Source organism: Bradyrhizobium sp. AUGA SZCCT0176 (assembly GCF_018130145.1).
Taxonomy (GTDB): Bacteria; Pseudomonadota; Alphaproteobacteria; order Rhizobiales; family Xanthobacteraceae; genus Bradyrhizobium.
Map to the genome: position 1 here is coordinate 272,882 of NZ_JAFCMB010000005.1, position 15,776 is coordinate 288,657.

General features: G+C 63.0%; 15 protein-coding genes. 5 read left to right on the forward strand and 10 right to left on the reverse strand.

All coding sequences use genetic code 11. The annotated features are described in order from the left end of the window. Nucleotides 1-2: 2 nt before the first annotated feature. The 7 genes from JQ600_RS15070 to JQ600_RS15100 form a co-directional block, all read right to left on the reverse strand. A complete protein-coding gene (locus JQ600_RS15070) occupies nt 3-467 on the reverse strand; it encodes a GFA family protein (protein ID WP_212265420.1) in 465 nt (154 codons plus the stop codon). Between the two features lie 2 nt (nt 468-469). Then, the gene (locus JQ600_RS15075) at nt 470-2,335 is read right to left on the reverse strand and encodes a methylmalonyl-CoA mutase family protein (protein ID WP_212385626.1); all 1,866 of its coding nucleotides are present in this window, start codon (nt 2,333-2,335) and stop codon (nt 470-472) included. A 97-nt stretch (nt 2,336-2,432) separates the two neighbouring features. Then, nucleotides 2,433-2,930, reverse strand: a complete 498-nt coding sequence (folK, locus tag JQ600_RS15080) for a 2-amino-4-hydroxy-6-hydroxymethyldihydropteridine diphosphokinase (protein WP_212385624.1) — start codon at nt 2,928-2,930, stop codon at nt 2,433-2,435. A 1-nt stretch (nt 2,931) separates the two neighbouring features. Next, nucleotides 2,932-3,303 carry a dihydroneopterin aldolase gene (folB, locus tag JQ600_RS15085; RefSeq protein ID WP_212265417.1) on the reverse strand — a complete coding sequence of 124 codons (372 nt, stop codon included), beginning with the start codon at nt 3,301-3,303 and terminating at the stop codon, nt 2,932-2,934. Further along, the gene (gene folP, locus JQ600_RS15090) at nt 3,300-4,160 is read right to left on the reverse strand and encodes a dihydropteroate synthase (RefSeq protein WP_212265416.1); all 861 of its coding nucleotides are present in this window, start codon (nt 4,158-4,160) and stop codon (nt 3,300-3,302) included. Before folP ends, folB begins: the two co-directional genes overlap by 4 nt. A gap of 74 nt (nt 4,161-4,234) precedes the next feature. Beyond that, nucleotides 4,235-4,642, reverse strand: a complete 408-nt coding sequence (locus JQ600_RS15095) for a DUF4332 domain-containing protein (RefSeq protein WP_212385620.1) — start codon at nt 4,640-4,642, stop codon at nt 4,235-4,237. 43 nt (nt 4,643-4,685) lie between these two features. Beyond that, on the reverse strand, nt 4,686-5,051 hold the full coding sequence (locus JQ600_RS15100; RefSeq protein ID WP_212265414.1) for a DUF2267 domain-containing protein: 366 nt from the start codon (nt 5,049-5,051) through the stop codon (nt 4,686-4,688). Between the two features lie 340 nt (nt 5,052-5,391). Here JQ600_RS15100 and JQ600_RS15105 point away from each other — a divergent pair, with 340 nt between their 5' ends. The 3 genes from JQ600_RS15105 (at nt 5,392) to JQ600_RS15115 (ending at nt 9,940) form a co-directional block, all read left to right on the forward strand. After that, nucleotides 5,392-7,017, forward strand: a complete 1,626-nt coding sequence (locus JQ600_RS15105) for a helicase HerA-like domain-containing protein (protein WP_212489971.1) — start codon at nt 5,392-5,394, stop codon at nt 7,015-7,017. 170 nt (nt 7,018-7,187) lie between these two features. Next, nucleotides 7,188-8,534 carry a glycosyltransferase family 87 protein gene (locus JQ600_RS15110; RefSeq protein WP_312010848.1) on the forward strand — a complete coding sequence of 449 codons (1,347 nt, stop codon included), beginning with the start codon at nt 7,188-7,190 and terminating at the stop codon, nt 8,532-8,534. Then, nucleotides 8,534-9,940 (forward strand): M20/M25/M40 family metallo-hydrolase, encoded by a 1,407-nt coding sequence (locus tag JQ600_RS15115; protein WP_212385616.1) that lies wholly within the window; start codon nt 8,534-8,536, stop codon nt 9,938-9,940. The genes JQ600_RS15110 and JQ600_RS15115 overlap by 1 nt, the downstream gene beginning before the upstream one ends. 351 nt (nt 9,941-10,291) lie before the next feature. Here JQ600_RS15115 and JQ600_RS15120 read toward each other — a convergent pair whose 3' ends face one another. From JQ600_RS15120 to JQ600_RS15130, 3 genes are all read right to left on the reverse strand, one after another. Then, nucleotides 10,292-11,269: an NAD(P)-dependent oxidoreductase gene (locus tag JQ600_RS15120; RefSeq protein WP_212385614.1), complete on the reverse strand. Its 978-nt coding sequence runs from the start codon at nt 11,267-11,269 to the stop codon at nt 10,292-10,294. A gap of 39 nt (nt 11,270-11,308) precedes the next feature. Beyond that, complete coding sequence (locus tag JQ600_RS15125; RefSeq protein ID WP_212385613.1) at nt 11,309-12,088, reverse strand: class II aldolase/adducin family protein; 780 nt, start codon at nt 12,086-12,088, stop codon at nt 11,309-11,311. 104 nt (nt 12,089-12,192) lie between these two features. Further along, the gene (locus JQ600_RS15130) at nt 12,193-13,842 is read right to left on the reverse strand and encodes a glycosyltransferase family 39 protein (RefSeq protein ID WP_212265409.1); all 1,650 of its coding nucleotides are present in this window, start codon (nt 13,840-13,842) and stop codon (nt 12,193-12,195) included. 391 nt (nt 13,843-14,233) lie between these two features. On the opposite strand from JQ600_RS15130, the gene JQ600_RS15135 reads away from it, so the two are divergent. Together JQ600_RS15135 and JQ600_RS15140 are read left to right on the forward strand one after the other, a co-directional pair. After that, entirely contained in the window at nt 14,234-15,115 is an 882-nt protein-coding gene (locus JQ600_RS15135) for a DUF308 domain-containing protein (protein WP_312010847.1), read from the forward strand. Between the two features lie 201 nt (nt 15,116-15,316). Beyond that, nucleotides 15,317-15,730 carry a MucR family transcriptional regulator gene (locus JQ600_RS15140; RefSeq protein ID WP_212265407.1) on the forward strand — a complete coding sequence of 138 codons (414 nt, stop codon included), beginning with the start codon at nt 15,317-15,319 and terminating at the stop codon, nt 15,728-15,730. The last annotated feature ends 46 nt before the right edge of the window (nt 15,731-15,776 follow it).

The following is a 15,776-nucleotide window of genomic DNA, read 5'->3' on the forward strand; positions in this document are numbered from 1 at the left end:
CCTCAATCATGGTCCGGATGCTGGTGGCTGACGATACGGCTAAGCTTTTCGCTACCAGTACCCTCAAGTGTGCTCCTGCCTGGCAGATCGCCGATCCTGCCGACCCAGGCCAAATGGGACTCGGTGCCGGTGGCGTAGGTCGGAACCACGAGGTCCGGCCGATCGAAACTGCCGGTGGTAAGCTCGATCACCGTTCCGTCGATCACCCGGTAGCTGAGCGGCGTCCCACACGCGGCGCAGAAGTCGCGCTCGGCGATCGTCGACGAGCGATAGGTCGCCGGTTTGCCGCGGGTCCAGGCAAAATCCTCGTGCTTGACTTCGGCGAGCGAAATGAAAGGGCCGCCCACCGCTTTCTGGCACATGCGGCAGTGGCACAAGCCTATCTTCACCGGGCCCGCATAAGCCGCGAAACGCACGGCGCCGCACTGGCAGCCGCCGGTCAGAACAGCTTTTCTCTCCGATGTCATGCTCACTCCATCCGCTTCCAGGCGTCCCGCAACATTGCGAGCGCATCGCCGCCGGCAAAAATGAAGTCACCGACGCCGGCGGCCCGTAGTGCTGCTTCCTGTTCGCCGGGCCGCCCTGCCAGATAGATATGCTTTGCACCGCTGGCTTGAAGGGCCTGTGCGGCCGCTATCGCCTGAGCGGCATAGACTTTGTCGGAGGAACAGAGGCACGCCACGTCAGCGCCGGAGGCCTTGAATGCGGCGGCAAGCGCCGCCGGATCGGCAAAGCCCTGCGTATCGATCGCCTCGATGCCGCCGGTCTCGAAGAAGCTTTTTGCAAATGTCGCCCGCGCGGTGAAATCGGCCGGGGTGCCGAGATTGGCGAGGAATATCTTGGGCCGTGCGCCGCCGTTCTTGAGCTTATCGTCCGATTTGTCGCGCAACGCTTCGAACGGCGCGGCCAGCCGCATCGGCGGCAGCGCGTCGAACTTGAATTTGGCTTCGCCATAGGGCGCCAGCGCAATCGGTTTTGCGTCCAGCACCGCGATCTCGGCCTCGTGCAGGTTCGGAAATTCGCTGGCGCCGGTCAGTAAGTCGCGGCGCTTGGCGATGTTGGTCTCGCGCACGGCTCGCGTTGCAGCGACCTTGCGCTGGATCAGGTTCTGCTCGAGCGCGGCGAACAGGCCGCCGGCCTTTTCGATGTCCTGGAACAGCGACCACGCGGCTTCGCAAAGCTGCTTTGTCAGCGTCTCGATGCCGCCGGAGCCGGCGGCGGGATCGGACACTTTGGCGAGGTTGGATTCTTCCAGCAGCACCAACTGCGTGTTGCGCGCGGCGCGGCGCGCGAACGGATCCGGCAAGCCCAGCGCCAGCGTATGCGGCAGCACGGTGATGGCGTTGGCGCCGCCGAGGCCGGCGGAGAAGGTCGCCATCGTCGCGCGCAGCATGTTCACGTACGGGTCGCGCTGCGTCAGCATGCGCCAGGCGCTATCGGCAGCGACGAACAGCGGTTTGGGCACGAGGCCACAGGCCTGTTCGACCCGCGCCCACAACAGCCGCAGCGCGCGGAATTTCGCCAGCGTCAGGAATTGGTCGGCGTCGGCGGAAAGCCGCGCATAGACCATGCCCTGCGCGTCTTCGAGCGAGATGCCGGCCGTTTCGATCGCGCGCAGATAGGCGACGCCTGCGGCGAGCACAAACGCCAGCTCCTGGACTTCCGATCCGCCGGCATCGTGGATCACGCGCCCGTCGGCGGCCGCGAGCGGACCTTTGAAGCCGAGCGCGGCAAGGCCTTTGATGGCGCTGGTGACCGCGGGCACGATCTCGGACCAGCTATAGGGGCTGGAACCCCACACCGCGCCGGCCCCGAGCGGGTCGAGCCCGAAACGGATATCGCAGGCCGCAGGATCGAGCCCCTTGCCCTTGATATATTCCGCGACATGGATGGCCGCCATCCGCGACTGCGGACCGATCTGAAGTTCGATGCCGATGCCGGCATCGAGATAGATGCCATCGAGGATTTGCGCCACCGCTTCCGGCGAGGGATCCAGCCCGAAGCCGTAGGCGCCATTGGCGCCGGCGAACACGAGGGTGAGCCCGGTCGCGCCATTTTCGAGGTCGTGCAGCGCCTGCGCGTTGGCCGCTTTGGCGTCGGGATGATCGGCCCGCTGCATGATCTGCCAGGGCGTGGCCGCAGGGCGGCCTGCGACCGGGGCGGCGCCTTGCGCGCGCGGGTAGATCGGATCGATCTTCAATCCATCGGATGTCTTGCCGATGAGCTTCTCGAACGGCGCGCCTTTCAGCACCCCGTCGACCAGCTTGCGCCAGTCTTCGTAGTTCGCGGGGGCAAAATCCGCGGCTAATCGCAACTCATTGGTGGTGGTCGTCATCCGGACAGTCGTTCCTTGGTCGCCTCTTGATTTGGCCGGAAATTGCCACGGGGCGGCCGCCAAGCCAAACGGTTGTTTTAGGCCACCCGGGGCCTAGTCAGGGCTGGTCGAGGTCGGGTAGTCGCAAAATACCGGCGGTCGAAAGCCCCGCCAGCGCGTCCCTGACGCTGCGTCCCGCAATGATACGGTCGGGCACGATCTCGGCGAGCGGCACCAGCACGAAGGCGCGCTCGAACAGCCGGGCATGCGGCAGTGTCAACTCCGGCTTGTCGATCTTGACGTCGTCATAGGCGATCAGGTCGAGGTCGAGGGTGCGCGGGCCCCAATGCTGCTCGGCGGCGCGGTCGCGGCCGAACTTCTTCTCGATCTTGTGCAGCGTGAACAGCAGCGCATGCGGATCGAGACTGGTGTCGATTTCGATGCAGGCGTTGATGAAGGGCGCCTGCGCTTCATTGCCCCAGGGCGGCGTGGTGTAATCCGACGAACGCGCCAGCAATGCCGCCTGCGTCATGCCGCAAATGTTGGAGATGGCCTTGCGGAACGTCGCGCGCACGTCGCCGACATTGCCGCCGAGCGCGATCAGCACGTCCGCCATGTCAGGGCGACTGCCTTGTGCGCATCAAGACCACGCCGACATCGTCAAAGATCGCGGCGATCGGCGCGTGCGGCTTGTGGACGGTGACCTCGACCGCGTTGATGCGCGGAAACGCGACCAGGATGGCATCGGCCACGGCGCCGGCCGCACGTTCCAGCAGTTTGTAATTGGTGTTCTTGAACGCCGCCGTCGCGGTCGCGACCACGTTGGAGTAGGACACGGTGTCGGACAGGCGGTCGGTGCGCGAGGATTCCGACAGGTCGACGGAGAGCTCGAGATCGATCACGAAGCGCTGGCCGACTTCAGTTTCGTGTTCCATCACGCCATGGCGGGCATGGATGACGACACCGGTGATGAAGATCGTATCGGTCATCTCTGCAGTTCCCCAATGGCGGCTGCGACGCGCAGCGCTTGAACGGTTTCCACAACATCATGGGCACGGATGATGCGCGCGCCGCCCTTGGCCGCAATCAGATGGGCGGCGATCGAGCCGCCAAGGCGCTGATGCGGTTCCGACGGCGTCACGACACTAATGAAGCGCTTGCGCGAGGCCCCGACCAGCAGCGGCAGGCCGAAGGATTGCAGCTCATGCAGCCGCGCCAGGGCCGTCATGCTCTGTTCCGGCGTCTTGCCAAAGCCGATGCCGGGGTCGAGCACGATCTTGCCAGGCGAAATACCGGCCTTCGCGGCGACGTCGAGCGATCGCGCGAAGAATGCAGCGATATCCTTCATGATGTCGATCGCGGGATCGGCGCTGTCGCGGTTGTGCATGATGATGACGGGCACCTGGTGTGCCGCGATCAGGCCGGCCATGCCGGCATCGCGCTGCAGCCCCCAGACATCGTTGGCGATGACGGCGCCATGGTCGAGCGCCCAGGCGACGACGGCCGATTTCATGCTGTCGATCGAAACGGGAATCCCAAGCGAAACAACCTCCGGTAGCACCGGTTGCAACCGCTTCAACTCTTCTTCTACCGAGATCGGTTCTGATCCATAGGGTCGGGTCGATTCCGCACCGATGTCGATGATGTCAGCACCTTCGGCGACCATCCGGCGGGCCTGCGCAAGCGCGCTTTCGGGGGCAGCGAACTGTCCGCCATCGGAAAATGAGTCGGGGGTTACGTTCAGCACGCCCATCACGGCCGGGCAGGGCCGTGACAACAGCGCCGGCAGGTCAAAATGACCGGCCGGGCCGGCCGCGGTGGCGGGTCTGGACATGCTTACGATCATGCGGTCGCTTTGCGCGGTCCGCGCCAGTGAGTCAAGACGCGAGACCCCGCCAGCGTATGTCGGCTGGCCGACTTTTAGTAGCTGATTTTCGGCTGAAGCTTGCGCGCCTGGGCGATCAGTTGCTCGACCGATTTCTCCGAGGGCATGACGCGGACCAGCTTGCGCCTGGTATTCACGTCTTTCATGTTCTGAGCGAGCCGTGCCGGGTTACGCAGCGCGAGTTCGCGAACCGTCGGCACGCCGGCAGCGCGCACCAGCCCGACCTTCGCCTTGCCCATCCCGGGAATCCGCATGTAGTCGGAGAAATTGGCCCATTCGAGCAGCTGCTGTTCACTGATCCCGGTCTTCGCGGCGAGCGCCTTGCGTCCTTTGACGGTGCGGGCGGCTTCAAGCAGCGCTTCGGTCGTGCGAATGCCAAGCGATTTGAGTTTCGAGGCAGAGTAGGCGGTCAAGCCTTCGATCTCGGAGAGGGGATATGTCATGATACTCGATGCAAGAGAATGTGCGCGGCCGAAGCGGGGTGTTTCAAGCGAACTGGCTTAGCCCCGGTGTCCCCGAAATGATCTCGCCCATTTTGTCCGCTCCGATTTTGTCGCGGCCGAACCTGAAAAGTTCACGCGCCACGTTCTGAATCTCGTTCATGCCCAGACCAAGCGCCATCAGCTTGGTGCCGAGCGCCATCAGCCCGCCGCCCATCAACCTGGAGAAGCCGCTGTTGCTGTTCGAGGCCGCGATCGCAGCCTCGGCGCCTGGAATTTGGTCGATCAGAGCCTGAACCTTGTCGGAAGGCCCCTCGTTACGGAGGAAACCCAGAACGATGCCGATGGTTTTTTCAGCGACAACGCTATCGATGCCGGCCTTGCTGGCCAGCTGTCCAATCAATTCGTCCATATTGCCCCGCCCTCAGCCGGTTTGTTACCGGGTCGTACCTTGTGAATTTATCTTGAGCGTCTGCGACCTGAAATACAAGCGATCCGCGCGCGCGAAGGCGATTTCATCCTAGATCGCTCGTCGAGTGTTGCAGCAATGCAAGAGTGAATGCGGGATTCACGCCATGTTACCGCACTGCGGCCCTCGTATTTCCACCGGAGTTAGAGAAAAGTATGAGACAGGGTGTGCAAGGCCCGGGCTATGTCCTTGTCCATGGACGGTTTCAATCGACCGGCAGGATGCGATATAATGGCGCTGCTTGGCGACCAAGCTTTCCCGATGCGCGCGAAGAGGCGATGTGATGGCGACCCCCGACAACAAGACAGCCGATACCAATGAGAAGATTTTCATCGGCAAGGGCGAGCAGACAGCGTGGCTGACGCTCGCGCTCGCCAATCGGCACGGCCTCGTCACCGGTGCGACCGGAACCGGCAAGACCGTGTCGCTGCAGGTGATGGCGGAAGGGTTTGCCCGCGCCGGTGTTCCGGTTTTCGCAGCCGATATCAAGGGCGACCTGTCCGGGATCTCCGAAGTCGGCGAAGCAAAGGACTTTATCCTCAAGCGCGCGGGCGAGATGGGGCTCAACTTCCAGCCCGATCAGTTCTCGACCGTATTCTGGGACGTGTTTGGCGAGCAGGGCCATCCGGTCCGGGCCACCGTCACGGAAATGGGACCGTTGCTGCTGTCCCGGATGCTCGATTTGAACGACGTCCAGGAGGGCGTCCTCAATGTTGCGTTCCGTGTCGCGGATGAGAATGGACTGACGCTGATCGATATGAAGGATCTCCGCGCGCTGCTGGACGCGATCGTGCCTAACACCAGCAAGAAGGGCCCGGATGCCGAGGAAGATCTGCTGGCGCCGATCCGCAAGGCCGCGCAGGGCTTCGGGAACGTCTCCAAGGCGACGGTTGGAACGATTCAGCGCCAGCTTCTGGTGCTGGAGAACCAGGGCGGCGCCAAATTCTTCGGCGAGCCCGCGTTGTCGTTGAAGGATTTCATGAAAACCGACAGCGACGGCCGCGGCATGGTCAACATTCTGGTCGCGGACAAGCTGATGCAGAGCCCGCGCCTTTACGCGACCTTCCTGTTGTGGATGCTGTCGGAGCTGTTTGAAGAATTGCCGGAAGCCGGCGACCTGCCGAAGCCGAAACTGGTGTTCTTCTTCGACGAGGCGCATCTGTTGTTCACCGATGCGCCGAAGGCGCTGATGGACAAGATCGAACAGGTGGTGCGGCTGATCCGTTCCAAGGGCGTCGGTGTTTATTTCGTTACGCAAAACCCGATCGACGTGCCGGACAAGGTGCTCGCCCAGTTGGGCAACCGCGTGCAGCACGCGTTGCGCGCGTTCACGCCGCGCGACCAGAAGGCGGTGGCGGCGGCGGCGCAGACGTTCAGGCCCAATCCGAAGCTCGACACCGCCCGGGTCATCATGGAGCTCGGCAAGGGCGAGGCGCTGGTGTCGTTCCTCGAAGGTGGCGGCACGCCGACGATGGTCGAGCGGGTGATGATCCGGCCGCCGACGGGACGGATCGGGCCGATCACGCCGGAGGAGCGCAAGGCGCTCATGAACAAGACCCCGGTGAAGGGCAAATACGACACCGCGGTCGACGCTGAGTCCGCCTATGAGATGCTGCTGAAGCGTGTGGCAGGAACGGCCGCGCCGGCGGATGGATCGGATGGCGGCGGTGGCGGCGGCGGATTCCTCGGACAGATCGGCGCGATCGTCGGCACCATCTTCGGCACCAACAACAAGCGCGGCCGGCTGTCGACCGGCCAGGTCATCGCGCGCGACGTTACGCGTTCCGTCACCAACAAGGTGATCGGCGGTGTTGTAGCCGATCTCGGCAAATCGGTCGGCGGCTCACTCGGCAGTTCGGTGGGGCGGGCGCTGGTGCGCGGCGCGCTTGGCGGTTTGCTGCGGCGCTGATTTCTTGCGGCGAAGGCACGTCCGCGGAAAGAAAGTATGGATTGCTTCGCTTCGCTCGCAATGTGAGGAGCGTTCCCAGTTCCAACAACCGTCATTGCGAGCGAAGCGAAGCAATCCATCTCACCGTGGAACGAAAGAATGGATGATTTTCTGATGTTCGGATCGAGCTTGTGCTGAGATATCCCTCGTTGCGAGCGCCGCTCGATATTCTGTTTCTGATCTGCTGTATTGGTCTGACGGCCGACGTGCTGGTCCCGGAAATCTGGGGCAACGGCAAGACCAAGGATTATCCGCTGTGGTTCTGGGCCGGGCAGCAGGTGCTGCAAGGCCAGAACCTCTATCCTGACAATCCCGCCACCTACTTCGAATTCATCTACCCGCCGCTGTCGGCGCTACTGCTGGCGATCCCGAGCTATTTCGGCAAGATCCCGCTCTATCTCTGCCTGTCATTGCTCAACATCGTCGCCTGGTGGATGACGGCGCAATATTCCCACGCAATGGCGGGGTCGGGGCAGAAGCCCGGGGAGAAACTCAATCCTTGGCTCGAAGCGCTGCCGGGTCTCGTTACCGTCACCTTCGTGTTCGATATGTTCGATCTCGGGCAGCCGAACCTCGTGCTGCTGGCGTTGATGCTGTACGGCTTCTGGCTGCTGCGCGATCAGCGCGGCTGGATGGCGGGCAGCATGTTCGCGCTCGCGACCGCGATCAAGGTGTTCCCGGTCGCGGTGTTTCCCTATCTGGTCTGGCGCCGGCAGTGGGCGGCGGCCGCGAGCATGCTGGTCTTCCTGTTTGTGTTTCTGTTCGTGCTGCCGGCGCCGTTCCGCGGTTTCCAGCACAACGCCGCCGAATTGAAGAACTGGTACCAGGGCATGGTGGGGTCGAGCTCGGAAAAAGGGTTCGGTCAGCGTGACGAGCAGAACTGGTCGTGGGTCAACCAGTCCATCATCGCGGTGACGCACCGCCTGACGCGGCCGGTGAACTACAATCAGGACGATCCGTCGAAACCCGCGCGCACCATGAATGTCGTCAACCTCGATTTCAGGACGGCGAACCTGATCGTGCTGGCGGTGTCGCTTGTGATCGGGATCGGCTATCTCCTGGTGATGCCGCCGGCCTCGCGCCGGACGGAGAAATCGGACGCCGAGGAAATAGGCATTCTGTTCTGCCTGATGACGGTCGCTTCGCCGCTGGCGCGTCAGTATTATTTTCTGTGGCTGTTCTTCCCGATGACGGTGCTGATGCATCGCGCCGCTTTTGATCCGCGGCCCGCGGTCAAGGCCGCCACTTGGGCGCTGCTGGCCGTTGCGGGCTTGCTCCTGTGCCTGTCGTTGCCCCTCTTTCCGAACGATTTGCAGGCTTATGGCAATAACCTCGTCTCGACCGCGCTGCTGGTGGCGGGGCTGGTCTGGCACATGCTGCACCCGCCCAATGCGGACGCTCCCGCCACTTTGCCTCAGTCCACGAGCGGGCTACAAATCGACGCAACAACAATGCCCACAGCCAAGGGAAAACCGTGATGGCCAACGCACAGCTTCAGCCGGTCCTCGACCGCATCGATGCCGATTTCGACAACAGCCTCGAACGGCTGTTTGCGCTGCTGCGGATCAAGTCTATCTCGGCCGATCCCGCCTTTGCCGGCGATTGCAAGGCGGCCGCCGATCACCTGGCCAGGGATATCGCGACGCTCGGCTTTGCGGCGGAGGTGCGGCCGACGGCGGGGCATCCTGCGATCGTCGCCAAGATGAATGGCAGTAAGGGCGGGCGGCCGCACGTGCTGTTCTACGGGCATTATGATGTGCAGCCGGTTGACCCCTTGAACCTGTGGCACCGTCCGCCGTTCGAGCCTGTCGTGACCGACCATGCCGACGGCCGCAAGATCATCGTTGCGCGTGGGGCGGAGGACGACAAGGGACAGCTGATGACCTTCGTCGAAGCCTGCCGCGCCTGGAAATCGGTGACCGGATCGCTGCCGGTGGACGTCACCATCGTCATCGAGGGTGAGGAAGAGGTCGGCTCGAAAAACTTCGTGCCGTTCCTCGAACAGAACAAGGCTGACCTGAAAGCGGACTTCGCGCTGGTCTGCGACACCGGCATGTGGGACCAGAACACGCCCGCGATCACGACGTCATTGCGCGGGCTCGTTTATGACGAGGTCAAGATCAAGGCCGCCAACCGCGATCTGCATTCCGGCATCTTCGGCGGCGGTGCGCAGAACCCGATCCGGGTGCTGACCCATATTCTCGGCGGCCTCTTCGACGACAACGGTCGCATCACCATTCCCGGCTTCTACGACGGCGTGAAGGACCTGCCGCCGGATATCCTGGCGCAATGGAAAAATCTCAACCTGACGGCGGAATCATTCCTGAAGCCGATCGGCCTGTCGATCCCGGCCGGCGAAAAGGACCGCCTCCTGATCGAACAGGTGTCCTCGCGCCCGACCTGCGACATCAACGGCATCGTCGGCGGCTACACCGGCGAGGGCTCCAAGACGGTGATCGCGGCGGAAGCCTCTGCAAAAATTTCGTTCCGCCTGGTGGAGGGACAGAACCCGGACAACATCCGCAAAGCCTTCCGCGATTATGTGACGGCACGGCTGCCCGGCGATTGCAAGGCCGAATTCATCGATCACTCCAACGCGCCCGCGATCGCGCTCGACTGGAACATGAAGCCGCTGGCGGCGGCCAAGCGCGCGCTGACCGACGAATGGGGCAAGGAAGCGCTGCTGATCGGTTCCGGCGCCTCGATCCCGATCGTGGCAGATTTCAAGCGCACGCTCGGCCTCGATACCGTGCTGGTCGGCTTCGGCCTCGATGACGACAACATCCATTCGCCGAACGAGAAGTACGACCTCAAGAGTTTCCACAAGGGCATCCGCTCCTGGGCGCGGATCCTGGCGGCGTTCGCGGAAACGCCGAAAGGTTAGCTTCGTAGGATGGGTAGAGCGAAGCGAAACCCATCGCTTCATCCGGTGACGCGAGTCAGCGATTGGCCGTACTCGTCTTTCCATCGCATGGTAAGCTCGGGCTTTATCCTCAGGATTGCGCGGGAGATGTCGGGGAACTGGCCGGTGAATTTGGCGAGCGGTCTTGAAGGGGCAGTGATGTGATGGGTTTCGCTTCGCTCTACCCATCCTACGAGTGACCCCAAAATAAAAACGCCGCCCGGAATTGGACGGCGTTTTGATTCGGTAGTGCAGAGGTCGTTGGAAAACAATCTACACGCAATTCCCAAGATTCTCAATTCCGATAACCCGGGCGAATACCGGCGCGTGCCCTCACTCCAGCGGGTAGGGCCCGTCGCGGAAGGCGCGGTCGTGATAGCCCTTGCTGCCGACCTCACGCGCGAGCGGGCTGCGGATGTCATCATCGGTTCGCAACCGCGCCAGCAGGCTGCGGAAATCATGACGCGGGTGCCAGCCGAGTTCAGCGCGCGCCCTGGCGTTGACGTAAACCCGGTCGATGCTGGAAGCCATCGTCCAGCCGCGGCGTGCATATGCCGCCTCAAAGGCGGGCACGTAACGGCGCAGCACAAGCAGCAAATCGCTGCGCAATTCCGCGGCATCATCGCGCGAGAACGGCGTCGTGGCGCTGATGATGTATTTCGCGAAACCTGCTGATGGTGCGTGGCGGATGGCCAGCAGATGCGCGCTGACTACGTCCTCGAGATCGACGCGGCGATGGAGAAATTCGTTGGCCTTGACGTTGGCGTCGGCATGGCCCTCGCGGACGGCGCGGTTGTCGTCTTCCTCGGGAAAGAAACGCGAGGTGCGGAGAACGATTGCGCCGAGCGAATGGTTGCGCGCAAACAGCTGGCACAGGTCCTCGGCGGCCGCCTTGGTGACGCCGTAGATGTTTTTCGGCACCGGGATGATTTCTTCCGTCACCCAGGCGGCCGGCTCGCCCGGTGGCGGCACCAGCGCGTCACCGAACACGCTCGTGGTGCTGGTATAGACGAACGCCGTGACGCCGGCCGCGGCGGCTTCCTCGAGCAGATCGAGCGTGCCCGTGACGTTGACAAAGTCCTGGCGGCTGTGGGTCGCCACATGCGGCTTGTGCAGCGTCGCTGTGTGCAGCACGGCAGTGACGCCCTTCATGCATTGTCGCACAAGGCCGCGGTCGGTGATCGAGCCCACAAGCTGCGTGAACGCGCCGGGAAGAACGTCGATGCCGAGGACTTCACGCTGATCAGCATGCAGGGTACGGACCAGTGCCTCGCCGAGATGGCCGGAACTGCCGGTCACCAGAATAGTCACGTTGCTGAACCTTTCGCACTATTCGCCCGCTTGCGGGCTTCAAGTCCGGTAGCTCGCGTCGATGCGATCGAGTTTGCGCAGGAGCGGTGGCCACACCAGGTTGGTCGAGCGCATTTCAGCCCGATCAGGATTGCTGAACAGTTGCGCGTTCTTGTAGACCACCGCCTGTTCGACCGGATAGGCTGATGGCCCGAGCATGCGGGTGCGCACCTGCATCGTGCAAGCCCGCTCCAGATGGTACATGCGCTCGAAGGCGGAGGCGACCGAGCGGCCGACGGTGAGCGTGCCGTGATTGCGCAGCAGCATGTGGTTCTTGTTGCCGAGGTCCTTTTGCAGCCGCGGACGCTCGTCATGATCCAGCGCGATGCCTTCATAGTCGTGATAGGCGAGGTCATGGGTGACCAGTTGCGCGGTCTGGTTCATCGGTAGCAGGCCGTCCATGCAGCTCGCCACTGCCGTGCCGTCGGGCGTGTGCAGATGCAGCACGCAGCCGGCGTCCTCGCGCACCTCATGGATCGCCGAATGGATGGTGAAGCCGGCCGGGTTGATGCTGTAGTCGCTCTGGGTGAGCTGGTTGCCGTTGAGGTCGACTTTGACCAGGCTCGAGGCGGTGATCTCGTCGAACATCAGGCCGTAGGGATTGATCAGGAAATGATGCTCGGGGCCGGGCACGCGCGCCGAGATGTGGGTGTCGACGAGATCGTCCCAGCCATAGAGCGCGACCAGCCGATAGGCGGCGGCGAGATCGACGCGCTGGTTCCACTCGGCATCGGTCATGCCGGACGGTACTTCCTTGAGGCGAGCTTCGGCTGGCGACATGACCGGTTTCTCCCGTGCAATGCTGGTTTTCGCAGGCGAGCCTAGCCCTGCGTCCGCACCACAGCAAGGCGCTGGCTGTTATGCCTTTGTGCTCTTGATATGGGCTACGGCGCCGGAATGGCCAGCAGGGAGGAAATGGCGCGGCCGCGAATATCGTAGACGCGCGCGAACACGACGTCGTCGCGCTTGATTTCCACCATCACCGGCGCGGTGAGGCCCTTGCAATAGAATTCGCCCAGCGTCATTGCGAAGTCGGCGGCGTTGCTGTCCCAGCCGATGGTGAAATCCGGACCGAGCGCGACTTGCGCCGGACGTTGCGGGCCGCACACCGCAACCTTCCACTTGCGCCCGCTCGGTGCGACTTCCTGTCGCTCGACCAGTTCCTCGCGCAGGCCGTCGGAAGCCTGCTTCAGCGCCAGGCCCCAATAGTCCAGCATGAAGAAATTGTCGGCGGAGCGGACCGTGCCGGCGATGTGATTGAAGTGGGTGTATTCGTAAGGATGCAGGCGGATCATTTCGCTGAGCGGCAGCAACAGCCCGAACGCAAACGCCGCAAGTGCTGCGGGTTGCCAGCTGCGGCGGTTTTCCTTCAGCCAGGTCATGCCCCGGCCGAAGGCGACGCCGGCCAGCACCGCCATTGGCGGGATCACGAACACGAAATGCCGGATGCCGTTGTAGAGCGCGGGCCGCTTCACCATCGCGATCACCAGCGGCAGCGTCGCCGCCATCGTGAGCATCAACATAATGGTCTTGCGCCGGGCGGGCACGTCGGTGCGCGACAGCGACATGAAGGTGCCGATGATGCCGGCGAACAACAGCGCCAGCAGCACTTCGGGGAGCTGCAGCGCGAACAGCGTCGGCAGATATGACCACGGCATGTCCGGCACCGACACCAGCGCGCCGTCGAACATTTCCTTCCAGGGCTTTTCGAAGAAATGCGAGAAATAGGTCAGCGCCTTGAACGGATGGTCCGGCTCCATGATCGCCCATGGCCATACCAGGCCCATCAGCAGGTAGCCGAACACGAGGCCCGGCAGCAGCACGTAAACCACATGGCCGAAGCGATGCGCGGCCTCGCGCGCGCCTTGCGTACGATATTCCTCGATCAGCAACGGCACGAAACCGACCATGGCGTAGACCAGCGCCAGCCCGCCGAGAATGCGGCAGCCGATGGCAAGTCCGGCACCAAATCCGACGATCAGGATGGTTCGCGGCGAGGGCGAGGGATATTCCTCCGCGAGGCGGACCAGACCCAGGATCAGGATCACCATCGAGACCGCGAATGGCGCGTCCTTCGGGTTCATGAACATGTGGCCGTAGAAGGTCGGGCACAGCGCCAGCAGCAACAGCGTCGCGAGCCCGGCCAGCGGACCGCCGACGCGCCGCGCGAGCCGCCACGTCACGGCAAGTCCGATGACGCCGACGACGGCGCCGAGCAGGCGGCGCGTTTCGAACAGTTCGAGCGGGATGACCTTGTGCAGCAGTGCCGCCGCCATGTCGAAGCCGCCGCCGTACATGTAGAGATTGGCGAACGACAGCGCGCCGACATCCTTGAAACCGGAACCATACATGCGCAGCAACAGCTCGGCATATTCGGCGTGGGTGTAATCGTCCCAGCCCAGTCCGTAATCACGGAAGGTCAAACCTGCGACCAGGGTGACAGCGGCCAGCACGACCATGGCTAGGTCGTCCCAAGTCCGCTCCATCGAGCGCCGCTCGGGCGTATCGACGGCAGATGTCGTGATGGCTGACATGGCTATTGGCTAACCCGGTGTCCCCTTTGGCCCAGCGTTTGCGCTTTTGAGCCTCTTTCCCCGGCATCCATATAGCGCAGTTCCATTTTCAAGTAATTGAGAATTGTGGTCTAATTCCCTGATGCAATGCAACAAATTGGCGGTAATTAGTAGGCCGTAGATATACGGGAGGCGTCTGAATGGCAGCTGAATGGCGCGATCGGCGCCTGAATTTGCAGAGGGAAGGCTTCCGCTGCCAAGGGATTTTTCAGGGGATTTTTGAGGAACCGTTTTTTGAGGAACCCTGTGCAGAATTGCTGGTTGGCGGTGCGCACATTATGACGGTATCGTGGCATAGGCGGTTTGCGAGCATTTCGGGCGCAGCCGGGGGGTTAGTTCGATGATGGTTGGCATGTTGGTCGCGGGTACCGGCCTTGTTTTGGCGGGCCTGCTGGCGATTGGCTACGGAATCACGATCAACGAGTTCAGCACCGGCAACACGCTGATCCTCTCCGGCGTGACCGGGTTTTGCACGGGCGCGATCATGCTCGGGCTCGGGGTGGCGGTGCGGGAACTGAAGAACATCGCGTGGCAGCTCGGTGCTGGCGTATCCCGGCCGCGCGGCGAGGCCATGGTACGGCCGGTGCTTCCACCGGGTATGTTACCGGAGGCTGGTTCAGGCGACGGCGCTGTTCCATTCAAGCTAGAGACCGCCGAGAGTGCCGGCGGCGAGCCCGCCGCACCTGCTGCCGCGTCGCCGTCTCCGCCGCCATGGCAGGGTGAGGCCGCCACACGCGAGCGCCCGCGTGGCGACCTGCCGACGGAATCCGAGCCGGCCGAGGCTGCGCCCAAGCCAAAGCGCAATCTGTTGTTTTCCTCAACGTCGCGAAAGGAACGCGAGCGCGCACAGGCGAGGACCAGCGAGCCGCTGCCGCCGGATCTGTTGTCGCCGGATCTTCGCCCTAATCCGCCAGCCGCGCCGCCGCCGCCAGTCCCCGCCGAAACGCAACCGCCATCGTTCGACGATGCCTGGCCGAAACCGGAGCGATCGCGGCCTGGCGAGACCCCGCCGCCGCGTCGCGCGGGCCGGACACCCCCGGCATTCGACGAACCAAACGGCGCCCCGCCGCGTAATGACCAACAGCCGGCCGTAACGGTGCTGAAATCGGGCGTCGTCGACGGTATGGCCTATTCGCTCTATTCGGACGGATCGATCGAGGCCCAGATGCCCGAGGGCATGATGCGCTTTGCTTCCATCGACGAGCTGCGCACGCATCTCGATCAGCGGCCCTGAAGCGCACAATACTTGGCCAGCAATACGGCGTGAAAATAAAACGCCGTTGTTCTTGTCAGATTCCCGGTAATTCGGTCATATTCGCCAAGTCGTATTACATTCCCTGTGCGTATAGGCGCGGCCGGATACTTTCAGCACCCTACGCGCTCGCGCGTTCGCGATCCCAAGGATCGCGTTTGCGATTCCCAGGAAGGTTGAGCCATGACCGATTCCGCCGGCAAGACGCCCGTCGAACTGACCGCCAATATCGTATCGGCCTATCTCAGCAATAATCCGACGCAGGCCTCTGAAATCCCGAACCTGATCAGCCAGGTTCACGCCGCGCTGCTGCGGGTATCGACCGGCCGGATCGAGACGCCGCTCGAACCGGCAAAGCCGGCCGTGTCCGTCAAGAAATCGATGACCCCGGAGTATCTGATCTGTCTCGAGGACGGCAAGCGCTTCAAGTCGCTGAAGCGCCATCTGCGCACGCAATACAACATGACGCCGGAGCAATATCGCGACAAATGGGGCCTTCCGCCCGACTATCCGATGGTCGCGCCGAATTATGCGGTGGCCCGTTCGCAGCTCGCCAAGAAGATGGGCCTCGGCCAGCAGGCGCGGAAGCGGAAATAGCAAAGCGTTTTCGAGCGAAGTGGATACCGGTTCGCGTTAAGAAAAC